We start from the raw sequence: 17,805 nt of genomic DNA on the forward strand, positions 1-17,805 counted from the left end.
TCAAAACAACTTGAGCAACCAACTTTTTTCCCATGCAAACTCAATTTGAGAAAATTGATTTCCGACGGCCGCTGGCCGCTGACTGTTGACCGCTGACAAAAAAGGTCCTTATTTCAGATCGATGACCACTTTGCGGTAGGGTTCTTCTCCTTCGCTGTAGGTGGTTACCGCCGGATCGTACTGCAGACTCATGTGTACGATCTTCCGTTCATAGGGATTCATGGGTTCCAGCATGGCCTTCTTCCGGGTCCGTTTCACCCGGTCCGCCAGATTTTTGGCCAGCCGTTCCAGGGTTTCCCGCCGGCGTTCCCGGTAGTTCTCCGCATCCAGGATGATCCGGTGCCAGTTTCTGTGGCCCTTGTTCCCGGCCAGATTGGTCAGGTACTGGAGGGCATCCAGGGTCTGGCCGTGTTTTCCGATCAGGACACCGATGCCGTCCCCATGGATTTTCAGGATGATTTCCTCATCCTTCCGACTGATGAATTTTTCGATGAGCAGGTCCATGCCCATGGCACGGAAGACTTCTTCCAGGAAAGTCTTGGCCGCGGCGGCCACAGCCTGCCGTTCCGCATCCCGGTCTGCCGGTGCTTTGATTTCCTGTACCGGTTCTTCCGGAACCTCTCCCTTTGCCGGTTCAGGCTTTTCTTCCGGGATTTCCGCCACCGGTTCCGGAACGGAAGGTTCCTCTGCCGGGACTTCCTTCACCGTTACCCGCACTTTGGCATCCCGGCCTCCGAACAGGCCCAGGATCGAACTTTTGGATTCCTCCAGGACTTCCACGTCCACCTGATCCCGGCTGACACCCAGCACTGCCAGTGCCGCCTTCACTGCGTCTTCGACGGTTTTGCCCGTCTTTTCCACCATGTTCATCTTCAAGCCTCCTTACAGGCCCTCAGGCACTTGTTTTGTCTTCTTATTTCTTCCGGTCCAGCAGGAACTGCTGTCCGATCTGCATAATGTTCATGACTACCCAGTACAGTACCAGCCCGGCCGGGAACTTCAAGCTGATGTACCCGATGAACAGGGGCATGAAGTACAGCATGATCTTCCCCTGGGGATTGTCAGAGGGGGGCATGGTCTGTTTGGACTGGATAAAGGTGGTCAGAGCGGACAGGATGGGCAGGATGTAGTAGGGATCCGGATCGGCAATGCTCTGCATCCACAAGAAAGAGCTGGGTCCTGCATACTGGAAATCCCGGATGCCGTAGAAGATGCCGATCATGATGGGCATCTGGATCAGCAGAGGCAGACAGCCGGCCAGCGGATTCACGCCTTCCGACTTGTACAGCTCGGACATTTTCTGGTTCAGGGTCACCTTGTCGTCCTTGTACCGGGCCTGCAGCTCCTTCATTTTGGGCTGGATCCGGCTCATGGCGCGGGTGGAAGCGATCTGCTTGGCCGTCAGAGGCGACAGGATCAGCTTGATCAGGATGGTCATGATGATGATGGCCAGCCCATAGCTGGGTTCCCCGATCAGACGGGTCAGTTCATAAATATGGGCCACAACCTGTTGGACAAACGAGCTTAAAATTTCCAAAGTTCGACTCCTTTTCTTCCTGTCCGTTAGGGCACAGGATCATATCCTCCCTTGTGGAAAGGATGACATTTCAGTATTCTCTTCACAGCCAGATAGGATCCCTTCCAAAAGCCGTATTTCTGGACGGCTTCCAGCGCATACTGGGAACAGGTGGGTATGAACCTGCACCGGGGTGGAAAACAGGGAGAAATCCATACCTGATAAAAACGGATCAGGGCAATGGCAATGGTTTTCATAAGCCCTCCGCTGATTTACAGCAGACCGGCCTTTCTGGCCAGCCGCCGGAAAACTTCTTCATAGACTGCATAGGGAGCATGGGCCAGACGATGGCGGGCCACCCAGACGATGGCGTGTTTTCCCTTCAGACGGGCCTGTTCCTTCCGGAACACTTCCCGCATCCGGCGCTTCACCTGGTTGCGCAGCACAGCATGTCCCAGCCGCTTGCCCACAGCCGTCCCCAGCTGGTTCTGTCCGTTGGCTGAGGGAAGCACGTAGAAGACCCCGTACCGGTCCGCAAAGGATCTGCCTTTTTCGTAGACCTCCTGGAACCGCCCATGAGCCTTGACCCGGTTGGCCTGGGTATATTTCATTGGGGGAACATTCTGTTCCAAACTCCTGCACCTGCCTTGTAGTAAAATAGGCCGCGAAGAGCGGCCTATCTTAATCTTTATGCAGACAATCTCTTTCTGCCTTTTGCACGTCTTCTTTTTAAGACTTGTTTACCACCCAGAGTCTTCATTCTTTCTCTGAAGCCATGAGTCTTTTTTCTCCGATTGGTATTCGGTTGAAAAGTTCTCTTCATGTTCCTAACCCTCCCTTGCCTCCAAAGATACGTCAAGATCTATAATAAGTAAATCGTTTGACAGCTCATATCATTATAAGAGGAAAAAGAGAGAGTGTCAATATATTTACCAAGAAAACCGGAGAAAACCTTCCTTTTTTCTTACTTTTCATGGACCCGTTTCCCGGTGATGTGTTCCGGCACCAGTTCCAGCATGGTCACCCGGCTGGCGGCCCGTTCCATGACCTGGTCCACTTCCTCCACGGAAGGGTAGTACTTCAGGCCGATCTGCCGCAAAAGAGCCATGGCCCGGTCCCGGTCCTCCAGGATATGGAGCCGGCCGAAAACTGTCACGGACCGGACCGTATAGGCCCAGTCTCCTTCCAGCTTCACCCCGGCATCGTGGACATTGAAGGATACCTTGTCACAGCGCCGGATGGCATCGATCTTGTGACCCTCCCCGGCTCCGTGGAAATAGATCCGGCCGGAAGCCTCCTCGTAAAAATAATTGATGGGAAGAGCATAGGGATAGCCCTCATCTCCGGCCAGAGCCAGGGTCCCCCGTTTTTCCTCCTTCAACACTTCCAGGCATTCCTCCGCAGAGAGTGCCTGTTTGAAACGCCGCATGGGACGAAACATGGTATCAGCTCCTTTGTGTAAGGGGCTGCCGCCCAGGCGGCAGCCCTGTTTTTGTCAGCTGTCAACAGTCAGCAGCCGTTATTTCCCATACCCTCTGGGCATCACGTCCCGGGGAATGGGACATTCATAAGTCCGGCCGTCCATGCGTTTTTGCAGCTCGGCTTTCGCCGCTGCCAGCACTTCCGGTTTTTCGTACAGGGTCCGGGCTCCTTCCGCCAGCACCCGGGCGGCAAAGAAGCAGCCCTTCAGGGCCACGCTTCCCTTGTCCTGGGCCACCCACTGCCAGGAATGGGCGCTGGTGCCGATGGCAAAACAGGCGGCGGCAAACTGGGCCAGGGGCGTCACATAGCTCACATCCCCGGTGTCCGAAGACCCCATGGCCACGGCGCTGGTGGGCTGGTAAGGCAGGATGTAGGCCCCGGAGGGATCCTTCCGGATCAGTTCCTCCCGGAGTTCCGGATCCGGGAAAGGCGCCATGCCGGGATCTTTCAGGACCCGTTCCGGACCCACCTGGTCCTGGAATTTTTTCAGGAAGGCTTTTTCCTCCTCCGTCCGCCCGGGGGCCCCAACCGTTTCCATGGCGTCCTGGAGGACCTGTCCCAGGGTCCGGTTGGGCACCAGGTTGGATACGGCCTTGTCGAAGCGGATGGCCAGTTCCGTTTCCGTCATCAGGGCTGCCCCCCGGGCAATGTTCACCACCCGGTCATAGAGCCGCCGGGTCTCTTCATTGGACCGGGACCGGACCAGATACAACACTTCCGCCTTGGGTTGTACAACGTTGGGTGAAACCCCGCCGGTATCCAGGATGGCATAATGGACCCGCTCGTAGTCGGCCATATGCTCCCGCAGGTAATTGACCCCCACATCCATCAGTTCCACCGCGTCCAGGGCACTGCGGCCGTTCTGGGGGGCGGCCGCCGCATGGGAGGCCCGACCCCGGAAGGTGAAGGCGGCCTGGATGTTGGCCTGGTTGGTGCCCACCATCACTTCGTTCTGGGTCCCCGGGTGCCAGGTAAGGGCCGCATCCACATCAGCAAAGACCCCTTCCCGGGTCATGTAGGTCTTGCCGCTGCCCCCTTCTTCCGCCGGACAGCCATAGACCCGGATGGTGCCCTGGCCCGGATGGGCTGCCAGATAGTCCTTCAGCAGGAGCCCGGCGCCCACAGCGGCAGTGCCCAGCAGGCAGTGGCCGCAGCCGTGGCCGTTGGGATTCTCTTCCCGGGGCTTTTCCTCCCAGACTCCGTCTTCCTGGCTGAGCCCGCTTAAGGCATCATATTCTCCCAGGATGGCGATCACCGGTTTCCCGCTGCCGTATTCCGCCACAAAGGCCGTGGGCATATGGGCCAGTCCCCGGGTCACCCGGAATCCGTGCTGTTCCAGCAGATCCTCCATGGCTCCGGCGGACCGGACCTCCTGGAATTTCAGTTCCGCATAGTCCCAGATACAGGCATTGAGTTTCTCCAGTTCTTTTTCATAGGGTTCCAGATTCATGGGCATTGACCTCCTTCGTTGCATAACAACAGTTGTACAACCTTTGTCGGACATAGGTTGTTTATGCTTTTTCCGGTTTCTCCCGCCGGGCATCCAGTTCGTCCAGCAACCGTTCCCGGGCCAGTCCGTAGCAGGCTTCGATATAGGCCAGACCGGCCTGGCGCACCAGCTGATACCCCAGGAGGGCCGAGGCCGCCTGCCCCACCACCGGCACCGCTTTCAGGAAGCTCCGGGCCGCGAATTTCCGGCCCAGGGTCTTGATGATCACCTTGATTCCTTCCCGGCTCATGCCGCCCAGGACCATGGCCTTGTCCCGGAGAGAGACTTTCCGGCTGCTGTGGATCACTTCCGGCGTGATGCCGAAAGCATCCCGGATACAACCGTACATCTGGTACAGGATCAGCAGATCCACCGCCGCATCCACCCCGATAATGGGGTTGATGCCATTGTAGGCGGCATAGGCGGAACTCCGGCGCACATAGCTCCGGGCCGCTTCCCGTTTGGCGTCCAGCTGTTCCTGGGTCCGGGCTTCCGCGGTCAGGATGTACTTTTCCCTCCGGGCGGCGGGCATTTTCCGGATAATGGCATCATTCAGGTCATCCAGTCCGGCGGGAGCATCCTTCCGGGAACAGACAAAGACCAGTTCGAAATCCTCCCGTCCCAGCTGGGCCGCCACATCCCGGCGGATGGAAGCTTCGCTTTCCTCCAGGCTCATCCCTTCTTCATAGATCAGGTCCGTTTTGTTCCGGACGAAGATGCAGGGTTTTCCCTTCCCGGTGAGCTGCCGGAACAATTCCGTATCCCCCTGATGCAGTTTGTCCGAAAACACACAGAGGAACATATCATAGTCGAAAAGATGGAACTGATCGATAAACTCGTTCCAGGGAAAGGATTTTGTTCCGTATCCCGGCAGATCCATAAAGGTGGCATCCCCGTGTTCCACCAAAAGGGGTTCCCGGGTGGTATCCGTTTCCACCCCCACCGGTACCGCCTGATACCCGCAGATGGCATTGATCAGGCTGGATTTCCCGGAACCGGGCTGACCGAACAGCACAATGGTCACATTCTCCTGGTCCAGGTTCTTCATTTTTTCTCTGATGGCATTTCCGTCCTTTGTCATGCGTCCCCCATCCGGATTTCCGCCTGGAGCCGTTCCAGGGCATAGGTGTAACAGTCGTCGATGTATTTCTGTCCCAGGTAATAGAGACTGGCGGCATTGAAGCCCATCACCGCCGCTCCTCCGATCACCGGGATCACTTTGGCGGTTTTTCCGGTGGCTTTTTTCCGGAGCAGCCAGGTGATCCCCTTGGTCACCCGTTCTCCCGTGACCCCTTCCGCCAGTTTTTTCACCGCCTGGGAAGCGGGCCCCTGGGGCAGGACTTCTTTTTCACTGAGACCAAAGGCCTCCCGGACCGCCCGGTACAGGCTTTTCAGGATCTGGCTGTCCAGGGCCGCATCCATGCCGATCACCGGATTCAATCCGTTGGCCGCTGCCAGCATCATGAACTTCTTCAGGGACCGTTCCGCCGCCCTCCGCTTCACCTGCAGGGCTTCTTCCGTATAGGCTTTGGCATGGCGGAAGAACCGGTCCCGCTGGGCTTCCGGCAAAAGGGCACCCATGGCCCGTTCCAGTTCCGGGATCCCCCGTTCCCCGGCCGGCCGGTTCCGCCGGCAGCTGGTGAACACCAGGGTTTCCCGGGGCCCCACCTGATGATGGAGATCCCGGCGGATCTTTGCTTCCAGCTCTTCCCGGCTGCAGGAAGGATCGTACAGTCCGTCGCATTTGTTCCGGACAAACAGGCAGACCCGGCCGGTCCGGGCAATCTTCCCGAAAAAGTCCACATCCGCCTGATGGAGCTTCCCGGCAAAAACGCACAGGAACAGGTCATACTGGAGAGGATTGAAGGTGCTGAAATAGGCGTTTTCCGGAAACAGGCTGGTATCATAGCCCGGCAGGTCCACATAGATCACATCCGGACATTCCACGATCTGGGCTTCCCGGGTGGTGTCCGTGGCCTGGCTCACCCGGGCCACCCGCTGGCCGGCCAGTTCGTTGATCAGGGAGCTTTTGCCGGCCCCCGGCTGCCCGAACAGACAGATTTTGATTTTATGATCCCGTTCCCGCTGCCAGGCCTGGAGGAACTGGGATGCCAGATGTTTGTAATCCCCGGCCATACTGCTCCCTCCTTTATGCTTCCTCTTCCGTTTCGTTGGCCAGGCTCCACATGAGCCGGGTCACCGCCGCTTCCAGGGTCATGGGACCGCCGGATTCCACCCCGGCCTGGGCCGCCAGGATCCCCATGGGATACAGGGACAGATCCACCCCGTCAAAAAGGCACTGGCTGACGCAGACCACCTTGACGCCTTTTTTGATGGCCCGGCGGATGGCCGGCAGGAAGTTCTGCTGGTCCGTGTTCACCCCTCCGGCCCCATAGCATTCCAGCACCAGGCCCCGGTAGCCCCGTTCCACCGCATAATCGATGATGTCCGGTTTCAGGCCGGGGGTCATGGTGATGGCCATCACCCGGGGTTCCATTTTTTCCTCCACCCGGAAGCCCCCCACATTTTCCCGGCTGGGCAGGTTCTTCTTGACCCCTTCCTTGCCGAAATACAGCACCGGTGCCTCGTTGACGCTTTCAAAGGCATTGGGGTTCCGGGTAAAGATCTTCTTGGCACAGTCCCCCTTGATCACCTTGTTCCCAAAGGCCACGAAGACTCCGGGCAGCCCGCTGGCCGCCACGGAAAACGCCAGTTCCAGGTTGCTCCGGGCATCGCTGTTGGTCAGGCTGAGAGGCACCTGGGCCCCGGTGAGCACCACCGGTTTCCCCAGATTGATCAGCATCCGGGAAAGGGCACTGGAGGTATAGGCCATGGTGTCCGTGCCATGGGTCAGCACAAAGGCATCGTAGTCGCTGTAATTGTCCCCGATCAGCCGGGCCCAGGCACTCCAGTGGGCCGGTTCCAGGTTGCTGCTGTCCAGGAGGGTCAGATCCTGTACGGTGATCTCTCCCAGGGTCCGCAGTTCCGGTACCTGCTTCAGGATGTCCTCCCCCTTCAGGGTGGGCTCCAGCCCCTCGTCGGTTACCGTGCAGGCAATGGTTCCGCCGGTGGTCAGAAAGAGTATTTTCTTCATGGATTTTTCCTTCTCCTTGTTCTATAATCTATAGAAACAATTATAGCATATGTAAGGAATTCAGGCAGAGGAAGTGGATGCATTCCAAAGATTTTTACGGTTGTACAGGGTTGTTTTGATATAAAACAACCGTTGTTTTATTGTTGTTTTATCTATTTCTGTTACGTTTGGAGGAGATTTTCCATGACCGGTCTGCTTACCCGAAAACTGAAAAAGAAACTGTCCCTGTCCCTTTCCGGGCTGTTCCTTTCCACCGCCCTGACCCTGTCCGCCGCCCCGGCGGCGGAAGCCTTTGACTGGAGCAATGCCATCGGGTCCATTGTCCTGGTCTCCGCCCAGTACAGCATGCTGAACAAACAGGTGGCCTACCTGGACGGCAAAGGCCGGGGAGAATACCTGGACCAGATCAAGGGCCAGGAAGGAGTCAATGAGGATCCGGAAGCCAATGCCATGCTGGACCGGGTAATGGGACGGCTGTCCGGTGCCATCGCCAAAACGGATCCTTCCATCGAAAAGAATCCCTATCATTACTTTGTGAACAACAGCACCAAATTCAATGCCTACTGCACCCTGGGCCACAATGTATCCGTGAACATCGGCCTGTTCACCACCCTGAACTACAATGAGGACGAAGTGGCCTTTGTACTGGGCCACGAACTGGGCCACGGGGAACAGCACGACCCGGCCAACGGGGTGAAACGGACCTTCCCCATTGCCCTGCTGGCAGCCGTGGCCGGCAGCCAGAGCAATATGCTGGAAGCGGTGGGCACCAACCTGCTGGCCAACCTGGGCAGTGCCAAACTGGTTACCCTGCCCATGGAAAAGAAAGCCGATGAACTGGGCTTCACCTACGCCACGGAAGCCGGCTACAACCCAGGAGCCGGCAGTGCCCTGTGGCAGCGGGTGATGGAAAAGATGGGGAACAACCGGGAAACCTTCCTGGGGACCATCTTCATGCCCAGCGACCATCCCAACAACGGCTCCCGCCGGGACAAATACACCAAAAGAATGTACGAATACAGCGGGAAACATGTGAATGTGGACAAGAAGACCGGCGCCATCCTGGTGAACAAAAAGAATCTGGGACTGGTCCGGCCCGGGGGAAACATGAGCAGCCGGGAACGGACCTATCTGGTGGCCGGCAGCCTGGCCCGGGTCTACCACGAACAACCTTCCGTACAACCTTCTGCTGAGCAGGACGGCAGCGATCTGTATTTCGGAGGCCGGCGGATCATGAGCCTCCAGTACGGAGATGACGGTGCCGCCTGGGTGGAAAAGCTGAACAAGGCAGCGGGGAAAGGGAAACAACCTGTAAAACAACCAGTTGTTTCCAATAAAAAAGGCGCTGTGAAAAAATCATTCACAGCGCCTTAAATTTGCCAGCGTAAGCTGGCTTCCATCGGCTAGAGACTAGTGACTAGAGACTAGTGACGGGGATGTGAAAATCATTTTTTCACATCCCCTTGTCAGTGGTCAATGGTCAATTGCCGATGGAAATTAATTTTGCAAATTGATTTTGAAACAGCATAAACCGTAGGGGGCGCAGGCCCGGCGCCCCGCCCAAAGCACTCATCATCAGCGTTCAGTCGGGCTGCCCGGCGTGCAGCCCCTACAGTTCCGATTGATACAAGCAAAAATTTGCCTGCAAATTTTATCCTTCGGCCGTTGACAGGATTGTTGCACAAGCCGTGCAGCAACCCTTTATTTCATCTCTTCCGGCAGAATCAGATTCAGCACCACAGCCACCACGAACACCACGGCCACGCAGTTTTCGGCGAAGACGCTTTTCATCAGATCCGGGAAGATCTTGAAGATGGCGGGGTTTTGGGTGAACCCGATGCCGATGGACAGGCTCAGGGCCGCAATGATCATGTTCCGCTGGCTGTAGCCGCAGCTGCCCAGCATCCGCACCCCGCTGACCACGATGGAGCCGAACATCATCAGGGTGCAGCCCCCCAGCACCGCTTCCGGCAGGGACGCCAGGATCACTCCCAGCACCGGGAACAGACCGGCCAGAATCATAATGGCCGCACCGCTGGCCACCGCTTTCCGGTTCACCACATGGGTCATGGCAATGAGCCCCACGTTCTGGCTGAAGGACGTGATGGGCAAGCACCCGAACAGGGAGGACAGGGCACTGATGAACCCGTCCACGCCAATGGACCCTTCGATTTCCTTATCCGTGGCATTCCGGCCAAAGCCCATGACCGTCAGCGCCGACGTATCCCCCAGGGTTTCCGTGGCGGATACCAGGAAAATCAGGAATACGGAGAAAATGGCGTCCGGATGGAATTCCAGGGCATAGGGCAGGGGCTGGGGCAGGGAGAAGAGCCCGGCAGAACCGATCTTGGACAGATCCACCATACCGTAGAAAAAGGCGGTGATGTACCCCACGATCAGCCCGAAAAGCACGGACAGCTGCTTGTAGAAGGACTTGGCTTTGATGTTGAACACCAGGCAGGACACCAGGGTCACGGTCCCTACGATCATATAAGGAGCTTCCCCGAAATGGGGGTTGCCAAAACCACCCCCGAAGGAATTGGCCCCAATGCCCAGCAGGGAGAACCCGATGGAAGTCACCACGCTGGCGGAAACGATGGGCGGGATGAACCGGCGCCACCACCGGGCAATGAGTCCCAGACAGCCTTCCAGACAGCCCCCCACCAGGGCCGCTCCCAGGATGGCCCCGTAGCCGTATTTGGCCCCGATCACGCAGAAGGTGGATACAAAGGTGAAGCTGATCCCCATGATGATGGGCAGCCGGCTCCCCAGGGGACCCACCGGGAACATCTGGAACAGGGACCCCACCCCGGCCATGATCATGGCCGCCTGGATCAGGGCCGCCGCCTGTTCCGTGGGCATCTTCACCGCCCCGGTGACGATCAGGATGGGGGCGATATTGGCCACGAACATGGCCAGCACATGCTGGAGCCCGAAGGGCACTGCCTTTTTCAGGCTGATTTCGCCGTCGAACCGGTAAATGGGATCGGACAGGTCCAAACCCGGTTCCTGGATCTTTTCTTCTGCCATGGCCCCTCCTTACCGGAATACGATGGTGCCGGATGCGGCATCCATTTTTTCAATGATGGCCAGGCTCTTTACATCGTAGCCTTTCTTCCGCAGGGCATCGCCGCCCCCCTGGAAGCCTTTTTCGATGGCAATGCCCACTCCTTCCACTTCGGCACCAGCCTGGTGGACCAGGTCGATAAGGCCTTCCACCGCACAGCCGTTGGCCAGGAAGTCATCGATGATCAGTACGTGATCTCCGGCATTCAGGTATTTCTTGGAAACCACTACATGGTTCACCTTGTTGTGGGTGAAGGATCTGATTTCCGTGCTGTAGACGTCCTTGTCCATGTTGCTGCCGGCGCTTTTCTTGGCAAAGAGCACGGGCACCCGGAAATGGACCGCCGTCAGACAGGCAATGCCGATGCCGGAAGCCTCGATGGTCAGGATCTTGCTGATGGGCCGGTCCTTGAACAGTTCGTAGAATTCCTTCCCCAGCTTGCTGATGAAAGGCACATCGATCTGGTGGTTCAGGAAACTGTCCACCTTCAACACATCGCCGCTTTTAATGGTCCCGTCCGCCAGGATTTTCTTCTGCAGTAAATTGTACTCTGCCATGTCTTCCTCCCGTTTCTTCCAGACAAATCATATTGTTTTTATAAAGGGATATTATATCATATCCGTACCTTCCGGAGAACAAAAAAAGAGGTGTGAAAAAACAGCTTTCACACCCCCTGTCAACTGTCAACGGCCAAAGGAAGCCAGCAAAGCTGGCTTTGAACAACGGCAACCGTTATATAAATCGTTTCCGTAGAGGCGGCAGGCCCGGCCGCCCGCCAAATCAGCCGTTGACCATGTGTTTTGCGGGGCAACCGGCCTGCGCCCCCTACGGTTTATACTGTTTCAAAATCAATTTGCTAAAATTGATTTCCATCGGCTGCTGACTGCTGACAAAAAAGGGGCTGTGAAAAAATGATTTCTCACTTTTTCACAGCCCCCTGCTTTTTCAGTTGGAGCGGGCAATGGGAATCGAACCCACCTCTAAAGCTTGGGAAGCTTTCATTCTACCAATGAACTATGCCCGCATCAGATAAACTGTATTTTAGCAATTTTTTCTCTGTTTGTAAAGGGGTAATCCGGAGATTTTGGTAATCCTGCCGGAAATCACCCTGTTGGAACCGGCTGGATTGGGGTATAATAAAAGATACATAACAAAACTCCTGTCCGGACAGGCTGCTTCTTTCTGTTTCCGGAAAATTTTCAGATAAAGAAGGGATATCCTTGACACCATCTGCTCCTCTCCAGGAACTCCATGCGTTTTATGACAGCCTGCCTTCCGGGATCTGTCTTTTGTCCACCGATGGCCGGGAACAGATCCTGTTCGCCAGCCAGGGCCTGCTCTCCCTGTATGCCTGCCGCACCCAGGAGGAATTCCAGGCCCTGACGGGCAGCCGGTTCCGGGACATGGTGGATCCGGAGGACTACCGTCCCCTGGAAATCGTGAGCCATCCTTCCAATGATCCCCTGGCCCGGACCCAGGGCCCCATCCATCCCTTCCTCACGTTCCGGATCCGGACCCGGGAGGGCCACTACCGGCGGGTGGAGGGCATCCTGGGCAAAGAGGATGTGCCCCAGCTGGGTACCGTATGGATCCTGAGTCTCATCAGCACTTCCCAGAAAATGCTGGAACTGAAGCGGGATCCGATTACCGGCCTTATGGGGATCCATACCTTCTTCCAGGCAGCCTTTTGCCTGGGCAGCCGGAAGAAACAGGAGGGACAGCTGAAAACCTTCTGTCCCGTTTATCTCAACCTGACCAATTTCAAGCTGTACAACGCCACCTGGGGCATCCAGGCCGGGGACAACCTGCTCCGGACCATCGGGGCTGTACTCCAGAGCCATTTTCCCACCCAGCTGCTGACCCGGCTGACCGGGGACGGCTTTGTACTGATGGCCGCCGCCCAGGACCTGGAAGAGAAGCTCCTGGATGCTGTCAGGCAGGTGAACCAGCTGATCGGCAATCCCAACATCCAGCTGAAGGCGGGGATCTATCCTCCCCAGGAAAACGATTTCCCCCAGGATCTGCGCCAGTCCTTCGACATGGCCAAATCCGCCTGTGATTCCATCAAAAAAGATGCCCTCCAGGCCGTTGCCTTCTATACTCCGGAACTGGGTGCCCGGCTGGAGATCCGCTCCTTTGTGATCGAACACTTTGCCCAGGCCCTCCAGGCCGGTCATATCCAGGTGTATTACCAGCCGGTGATCCGCAGCCTTACGGGCAAACTCTGCGGCATGGAAGCCCTGGCCCGGTGGATCGATCCGGAGCGGGGAATGATTCCCCCCGGGGTCTTCGTACCCATCCTGGAAGAAGCCCGTCTGATCCATCAGCTGGACCAGTTCGTCCTGAACCAGTCGGCCCGGCTGCTCCGGGACCTGCGGAGCAGCCATCAGCCCCTGATCCCCATTTCCGTGAATTTTTCCCGGATCGACTTCCTGGTGTCCAATCCTTTCCAGCTGGTGGAAAAAGCCGTCCGGAAATACGGGCTCCAACGGGGATACATCCGGATCGAAGTGACGGAAAGCGCCCTGATCCACCAGTCCGGCCCCATCCTCCAGACCCTGCAGAAATTCCACACCAGCGGCTACAAGCTGTGGATGGATGATTTCGGCAGTGCCTATTCCTCCCTGAACCTGCTCCACAATTACCATTTCGACCTGATCAAAATCGACCAGGCCTTTCTCCGCAACCTGAACGCCCGGGGCAAAAAGATCATCACCTCCATCATCCTCATGGCCAAATCCCTGGGAATCCACACCCTGGCCGAAGGGGTGGAAACCCGGGAACAGCTGGAGTTTCTCCGGGAAGTGGGCTGTGAAAAGATCCAGGGCTTCTATTTCAGCCGTCCCCAGCCCTATGAAGCCCTCATGACCCACCTGAAATCCCGGCACATTCCAGGAGAAACCGGCCTGGAAGATCAGTGCTATGAACAGCTGGGGCTCCAGAACGTGGTGACGGACCTGCCCCTGGGGCTGTTCCGCTACAACCAGAAAGCCCTCACCCTGATTTTCATCAACCAGGCTTATCTCCGGGTGCTCCGGAGCGTAGGGATCCATTCTCTGGAAGAAGCCAACCAGATGCTCCGCGATCCAGCCTATCCTCCGGGCAGCCGGATCCGGGCCTACCTGGACCAGTTGGTGGCCGGCCGTTCCGTATCACCCATCGTCTTTGTGCAGAACGGGCAGTATCTTCGGCTGAAGGCCCGGAAGATTACAGGGACGACGCCCTGCTATCTGGGCACTGCAGAACTCCAGAACATCACCTGGGACAAAAAAGCCCCGGCCTCCCAGCAGCAGCTGGATTCCCATTTCCGGAACCTGCTCACCACCTACGACAGTCTGCTGGAGCTGGATCTGGACCGGGATACGGTGGAGCTTCTCCAGAACACCAATCCCTCCCTGGACGGCAGCCGCGTGTATCACGACATCGCTGCCTTTTTCGAGACCTATGCGGACCGGTTCGTCTATCCGGAAGACCGGACCCGGTTCCTCCAATTTCTCCGGCCGGACAACATCCAGCAGCAGGCCAGCCATTCCGACCATGGGGAAACCGCGGATCTGTTCCGGCTGCTCCGGTCCAAGGGCGAGTACCGCTGGTTCGTGTTCCACGGGGTCCTCCCTTACAAATCATCCGGACGGAAGCTGCTCCTGGGTATCCAGGAGGAATGCTGGGAACAAAAGGATCCGTCTGTTCGGCGCCGGGAGCTGCCCCAGTTTGCCCGGTCTCTGGGAATCCCTCTGGAATCATCCCCCCGGGACGAGTCCGCTTATCAGGTACTGTTCTGGAATTCCATCCGCACCTCTCCCCTGAAATTCTTCTGGAAAGACCGGCAGCTCCGGTTCAAGGGAGCCAGCCGTTCCTTCCTGGATTTCTACGGTCTGGAAGAAAAGGACATCCTGGGCCGCACCGATGAGGAACTGGGCTGGCACCCGGCTCCGGACCCGTACCGGAAAGATGAAGAAGATGTCCTCCTGCAGGGACGGACCATTACCCGGCATCTGGGGACCTGCATTGTCCGGGGGGTCCCCCACACCATCCTGTCCAGCGAATTCCCCCTGTACCGGAACAACCAGATTGTAGGGATCCTGGGCTATTTTGATGATCTGGAGGATACCCCCGCCCAGCAGGCCCTGCTCCGGGAACTGAGCCTGCGGGATCCGGAAACCGGCTTCCTCAGTTACCGGGGGATGCTGGAAACGGGGCTCCAGTACGCCGACGCCTGGCGCTGCCGGAAGGAGGATTATGCCGCCTGTCTCCTGGATATCCCGGAATTCGACGAGTTCTGCCAGGCCTATGGAATGGAACTGGGCCGGAAGCTGCTGGACAAGATTACGGAAAAACTCCGAAACCTGGGGCTCAAGGCCATTTCCCTGTCCCGGATCGGCAGCTGCTGCTTCCTGGCCTTTACCAAAGCCCTCATCCTGAAGGAGCTGGACGGGCAGATCCAGCTCCTGGCCCGGCGCATCCACGCCATTACCCAGGTGGAAGGCTACCCCTGCACCCTGTATCTCCAGTATGCCCTGGCCCGGGGATCCGAGTGCCAGAACCTGGACAACCTGCTTTCCCTTTTGACGGAGCGGCTGAAGGAGGCCCGGGAAGAACGGTATGGGGAATCCATTTTCATCGGGGACCGGATCGTCTTCGACCGGGAAAAATTCGACAACATGGATGAACTGGTAATGATCAGTGATCCGGAGACCCATGAAATGGTCTACATGAACAAAGTGGCCCAGCAGGCCTACCACCTGAAGGGTCCCCAGGACTATGAAGGCCGGTCCTGCCATGAGGTGCTGGAAGCCCAGAAAACCCCCTGTGCGGACTGCCCCGTCCCCATTCTCCGCCAGGACAAATTCCATGTGGTGACCCACCACAGCCTGAAAGCCGGCCTGGATCTGCTGGTCCGGGATACCCTGGTGCCCTGGCGGGGCCGGGCCCTCCATTTTGTCATGGCCCTGAACCTGAACCAGTATGTGGATATGGACATTGCCCGGAACGAGCTGATTTTCCGGGAGGCCGCCGCCAATGACGTAATCGCCCTGGGGCTCCGGGAAGAAGATCCCAACCAGGGCATCCGGAAGATGATGGCCCAGATCGGGCAGAACATGAAAGCGGACCGGTTCTACATTTTCGAAGAGAATCCTGACGGCACCATCAGTGCCACCTACGAATGGTACCGGGAAGGGCTGGCCCCCCACCTGGATCAGCTCCAGAACCTGCCCAAAAAGGTTGCACAACCGTTGTATGACACCTTTGACAAGGAACAAATTGCCCTGGTCCCGGATATGCAGGCCCTGCTGGACCGTTATCACGGGTTCCATCCCCATATTCCGGACCTCCACAGTGTGGTGTCCGGCCACCTGACCCAGGGCGGCCGGTCCCTGGGCTTTACGGAAGTGGTCAATCCCTCTGCGGATACCTTCCATTCCGCCAGCCTGCTGCTGGCCACCCTGACCCGTTTCTTCGCCATCCTGCTCCGGAACCGGAACAGCCGGCGGATCCTGGAACACAACAGCCGGACCGACCCCCTTACCGGTGCCGGGAACCGGTATGCCTTCCACGCCGCCATTGCCGCCCTGCCTGAGGGGGTGGATCTGGCCTTTGTCTTCGGGGACATCAATGGCCTGAAGCGGGTGAACGATACCCGGGGCCACGAAGCGGGGGATCAGCTGATCTGCACCGCAGCCGAGGTCATGGGGCAGCTGAAGGGCTCCGGGAAGGTGTTCCGGATGGGAGGCGATGAATTCCTCCTGCTGAAGGAAATCGCCTCTCCAGAGGACGCTGAGGCCCTCACAAAGGCCCTGAAGGACCGGTACAAAGCCCTGGGAGTCAGCATGGCCCTGGGCACCGTCACCTGCCGGACCCCCCTGGCCAATGTGGACCAGATCATCACCCAGGTGGACCGGAAAATGTATCAGGACAAAGGGGTCATGTACGGAAGAAGGAGTACGGAAGAAGGAGTACGGACAAGTAAAAAAAGGAGCTGTGAAGAAATGAATCCTCATTTCTTCACAGCCCCTGTCACTAGTCTCTAGTCACTAGTCTCTAGTCTCTAGTCACTAGTCTCTAGCTGATGGAAGCCAGCTGTCGCTGGCAAATATAGGAGTTGTGAATTATTTTTTCACAGCTCCTTTTTATCTGCTCTCCTCCACCCTCTTCAGGAAGTCTGCGAACAGCTTCAACTGTTCCGGGTGGTCCTGCCACATGTTTTCCGGATGCCACTGGACGGCCACCACCTGTTTGTGGTCGTGGGTCTCCACACTTTCCTGGACCCCGTCCGGCGCCACAGCGGTGACTTCCAGGACTTCGGCCACCCGGTGGATGGCCTGGTGATGCCGGGAATTCACATAGGCTTTTTCGCCCAGGGTCCCGTACAGGCTGCTGCCGGGCACCAGTTCCACATGATGGGTGGGATAGCCCCCGGGGGCTCCCTGGGAATGGCGGATGGTGCACTGGGGATCTTCACTGGGCAGATCCTGGTACACATTGCCCCCCAGAGCGATGTTGATCAGCTGGCAGCCCCGGCAGATGCCGAAAATGGGTTTGCCGGCCTTGTAGAAGGCCTGGAACAGTTCCAGCTCGAACAGGTCCCGCTTGTAGTTGGTCCGGCCGATCTTCCATTTGGGTTCTTCCCCGAACAGGGTGGGATCCACATCCGGTCCGCCGGGAATGATCAGTCCGTCAAACAGATCCACATAGTCTTCTCCCCGTACCCCGGGCACATCGGGCAGCACCACCGGAATGGCTCCCAGCCGGGCAATCACTTCCACCAGTCCCCGGGGGGCAAACGGCGCATCCACCAGATTGGTCACATCGGATGCAAAGGGATAGGTGTCCGCGGTAATGGCAATACGGCATTTGGTCATAGAAATTCCTCCTTTTGCCGGATTTCCTGTCCTCCAGGGACCTTCCGGCGCTCAAGTGACCTCATTATAGGAAATTCTCCCCCAAGATGCAAGGAGGGTTTTCCACAGAACGGACGTTCGAAAAAGCCCCGTCCGGCCTGTATTTCCGGACTTGTCCCCAAAGTTATCCACATCTGTGGATAATTTTCTGTGGAAAACTCCCTTCCCTGTGGAAAAGTCCCGGACCCCACATTCCGTCCCGGGTTCCGGCTCCTGCAGCCCCCACTTATCCACAATCCGGGGAATATGGTATAATGA

The 17,805-nt window shown here is 57.5% G+C and carries 15 protein-coding genes and 1 tRNA gene; 2 read left to right on the forward strand and 14 right to left on the reverse strand.

Annotated features, from left to right (window positions below; translation table 11 throughout):
* Positions 1-108 precede the first annotated feature (108 nt).
* From jag to ACFER_RS10680, 10 genes are all read right to left on the reverse strand, one after another.
* Positions 109-870 carry an RNA-binding cell elongation regulator Jag/EloR gene (gene jag / locus ACFER_RS10640; protein WP_012939400.1) on the reverse strand — a complete coding sequence of 254 codons (762 nt, stop codon included), beginning with the start codon at positions 868-870 and terminating at the stop codon, positions 109-111.
* A gap of 43 nt (positions 871-913) precedes the next feature.
* A complete protein-coding gene (locus ACFER_RS10645; RefSeq protein ID WP_012939401.1) occupies positions 914-1,537 on the reverse strand; it encodes a YidC/Oxa1 family membrane protein insertase in 624 nt (207 codons plus the stop codon).
* A gap of 26 nt (positions 1,538-1,563) precedes the next feature.
* Positions 1,564-1,773, reverse strand: coding sequence for a membrane protein insertion efficiency factor YidD (gene yidD / locus ACFER_RS10650; protein ID WP_012939402.1), 210 nt, complete (start codon positions 1,771-1,773; stop codon positions 1,564-1,566).
* 15 nt (positions 1,774-1,788) lie between these two features.
* The gene (gene rnpA, locus ACFER_RS10655) at positions 1,789-2,127 is read right to left on the reverse strand and encodes a ribonuclease P protein component (RefSeq protein WP_012939403.1); all 339 of its coding nucleotides are present in this window, start codon (positions 2,125-2,127) and stop codon (positions 1,789-1,791) included.
* A gap of 77 nt (positions 2,128-2,204) precedes the next feature.
* Positions 2,205-2,339, reverse strand: a complete 135-nt coding sequence (gene rpmH, locus ACFER_RS11190; protein WP_012939404.1) for a 50S ribosomal protein L34 — start codon at positions 2,337-2,339, stop codon at positions 2,205-2,207.
* A 141-nt stretch (positions 2,340-2,480) separates the two neighbouring features.
* Complete coding sequence (locus ACFER_RS10660) at positions 2,481-2,957, reverse strand: pyridoxamine 5'-phosphate oxidase family protein (RefSeq protein ID WP_012939405.1); 477 nt, start codon at positions 2,955-2,957, stop codon at positions 2,481-2,483.
* Positions 2,958-3,035: 78 nt separating this feature from the next.
* Entirely contained in the window at positions 3,036-4,448 is a 1,413-nt protein-coding gene (locus tag ACFER_RS10665) for an amidohydrolase (RefSeq protein WP_012939406.1), read from the reverse strand.
* Positions 4,449-4,509: 61 nt separating this feature from the next.
* Positions 4,510-5,568 carry a GTPase gene (locus ACFER_RS10670; RefSeq protein ID WP_012939407.1) on the reverse strand — a complete coding sequence of 353 codons (1,059 nt, stop codon included), beginning with the start codon at positions 5,566-5,568 and terminating at the stop codon, positions 4,510-4,512.
* The gene (locus ACFER_RS10675) at positions 5,565-6,623 is read right to left on the reverse strand and encodes a GTPase (RefSeq protein ID WP_012939408.1); all 1,059 of its coding nucleotides are present in this window, start codon (positions 6,621-6,623) and stop codon (positions 5,565-5,567) included. Before ACFER_RS10675 ends, ACFER_RS10670 begins: the two co-directional genes overlap by 4 nt.
* Before the next feature lie 13 nt (positions 6,624-6,636).
* Positions 6,637-7,581 carry an asparaginase gene (locus ACFER_RS10680; protein ID WP_012939409.1) on the reverse strand — a complete coding sequence of 315 codons (945 nt, stop codon included), beginning with the start codon at positions 7,579-7,581 and terminating at the stop codon, positions 6,637-6,639.
* A gap of 183 nt (positions 7,582-7,764) precedes the next feature.
* On the opposite strand from ACFER_RS10680, the gene ACFER_RS10685 reads away from it, so the two are divergent.
* Positions 7,765-8,955 carry a M48 family metallopeptidase gene (locus tag ACFER_RS10685; RefSeq protein ID WP_012939410.1) on the forward strand — a complete coding sequence of 397 codons (1,191 nt, stop codon included), beginning with the start codon at positions 7,765-7,767 and terminating at the stop codon, positions 8,953-8,955.
* Between the two features lie 327 nt (positions 8,956-9,282).
* Here ACFER_RS10685 and ACFER_RS10690 read toward each other — a convergent pair whose 3' ends face one another.
* From ACFER_RS10690 to ACFER_RS10700, 3 genes are all read right to left on the reverse strand, one after another.
* The gene (locus ACFER_RS10690) at positions 9,283-10,611 is read right to left on the reverse strand and encodes a uracil-xanthine permease family protein (RefSeq protein ID WP_012939411.1); all 1,329 of its coding nucleotides are present in this window, start codon (positions 10,609-10,611) and stop codon (positions 9,283-9,285) included.
* A gap of 9 nt (positions 10,612-10,620) precedes the next feature.
* Positions 10,621-11,205, reverse strand: a complete 585-nt coding sequence (locus ACFER_RS10695; protein WP_012939412.1) for a xanthine phosphoribosyltransferase — start codon at positions 11,203-11,205, stop codon at positions 10,621-10,623.
* Positions 11,206-11,598: 393 nt separating this feature from the next.
* Positions 11,599-11,672 (reverse strand) — tRNA-Gly (locus ACFER_RS10700).
* A 196-nt stretch (positions 11,673-11,868) separates the two neighbouring features.
* Between ACFER_RS10700 and ACFER_RS10920 the strand changes: the two genes are divergently transcribed.
* Positions 11,869-16,677, forward strand: a complete 4,809-nt coding sequence (locus ACFER_RS10920) for an EAL domain-containing protein (RefSeq protein WP_012939413.1) — start codon at positions 11,869-11,871, stop codon at positions 16,675-16,677.
* 99 nt (positions 16,678-16,776) lie between these two features.
* On the opposite strand, the gene ACFER_RS10710 is transcribed toward ACFER_RS10920, so the two are convergent.
* Positions 16,777-17,508: a gamma-glutamyl-gamma-aminobutyrate hydrolase family protein gene (locus ACFER_RS10710; RefSeq protein WP_012939414.1), complete on the reverse strand. Its 732-nt coding sequence runs from the start codon at positions 17,506-17,508 to the stop codon at positions 16,777-16,779.
* Positions 17,509-17,805: the final 297 nt, after the last annotated feature.

The organism is Acidaminococcus fermentans DSM 20731 (assembly GCF_000025305.1).
Classification (GTDB): domain Bacteria; phylum Bacillota; class Negativicutes; order Acidaminococcales; family Acidaminococcaceae; genus Acidaminococcus; species Acidaminococcus fermentans.